At 47.3% G+C, this 1,562-nt stretch carries 1 protein-coding gene; it reads left to right on the forward strand.

Annotated elements, in window-relative coordinates; genetic code table 11:
• Positions 1 to 113 precede the first annotated feature (113 nt).
• Positions 114 to 1,474, forward strand: a protein-coding gene (locus tag CHH67_RS25680) for an IS1182 family transposase (RefSeq protein ID WP_095268202.1) whose coding sequence is annotated in 2 segments (ribosomal slippage) — positions 114 to 681 and positions 681 to 1,474 — 1,362 coding nt in all. Because the reading frame shifts where the segments join, the coding sequence is not laid out codon by codon here.
• Positions 1,475 to 1,562: the final 88 nt, after the last annotated feature.

The following is a 1,562-nucleotide window of genomic DNA, read 5'->3' on the forward strand; positions in this document are numbered from 1 at the left end:
TCAGGCTGTCGAGAAAGTCTCGACAGCTATTTTTTTGTGTATTTAGTTCAACACGACACCGCGTTAATATTGTATAATATTTAGTAAATAAACTGTTCGGAAGGGTGTTAAATATGTTGCGTTCTAACCGAGAAAAACAGCAGGCTTACGAGTTTGTTTCGATTGAAGAATTGGTTCCCCACGATCATCTGCTTCGTAAAGTGGACAAGTATATCGATTTCTCTTTCATCGACGAAAAGGTCCGTCCGCTTTACTGTGCTGATAATGGGCGACCAGCCATCGATCCTGTCGTGTTATTTAAGATGATTTTCCTCGGTTATTTTTACGGCATCCGTTCAGAACGTCAACTGGAACGCGAGATTCAGACAAATCTGGCATACCGTTGGTTTCTTGGTTTGGGATTGACAGACAAAGTTCCGGACCATACCACCATTAGCTGGAACCGACGGACTCGTTTCAAAGACACTACTATCTTTCAAGATATCTTCGATGAGATTGTGCTGCAGGCAATCGAGCATCGCATGGTCGGCGGACGAGTCCTGGTTTCGGATTCCACGCATGTGAAGGCCAATGCGAACAAACACCAGTACACCAAACAGCAGGTTCTACAAAACACACGAGATTACATGGACGAACTCAATGGCGCAGTAGAAGCCGACCGGAAGGCGCATGGAAAAAAGCTTTAAAACCCAGAGAGGATGTGGTCGAGAAGAAAGAAATCAAGGTGAGCAAAACCGACCCGGATAGCGGTTATATGATTCGCGATGGCAAACCGGAAGGATTCTTTTATTTAGATCACCGGACCGTTGATCTAAAATACAATCTGATTACCGATGTCCACGTCACGCCGGGAAACGTTCATGATTCTGTACCGTATTTGTCGCGTTTGGATCGCCAACGAGAGCGATTTGGTTTTGAAGTTGAAGCCGTTGCCCTGGATTCAGGTTATTTAACAACCCCCATCTGCAAAGGATTGCAGGAACGGGGGATCTTTGGCGTGATTGCTCACCGGAGATTTCATCCGACCCAAGGCTTGTTTCCGAAGTGGAAGTTTACCTATGATGCCGAGCGTAACCGTTATATTTGTCCGCTCCAGCATGAATTGTTGTATCGCACCACGAATCGAGAAGGATACCGGCAATATGCCTCCGACCCGAAGCACTGCAAGACTTGCCCGATGCTGGAGCAATGTACCCGTTCACGGAATCACCGCAAGGTCGTCACGCGCCATGTCTGGGAAGACAGCAAGGAATGGGTACGAAACAACCGGCTCAGTCGATCCGGTAAGTATTTATACCGAAAACGAAAAGAAACGATTGAGCGAAGCTTCGCGGATGCCAAAGAGCTCCATGGGTTTCGCTATTGCCGGTTGCGCGGGTTGCAAAACGTCAGGGAACAAGCTCTGATGACAGCAACCGTGCAGAATATGAAGAAGATGGCGATCCACTTGGATCGCCTGGAAAACAGGGGGTAATCCCCCCATTTCCCCTCTTGAAGTGACCACTTAAAAAGGGAGAAACCCTGTACTTTGAAAAAAGTGCAGGGTTTCTCGACAATCTGAG

It is taken from the genome of Paenibacillus campinasensis (assembly GCF_002272015.1).
Taxonomy (GTDB): domain Bacteria; phylum Bacillota; class Bacilli; order Paenibacillales; family Paenibacillaceae; genus Paenibacillus_AQ; species Paenibacillus_AQ campinasensis.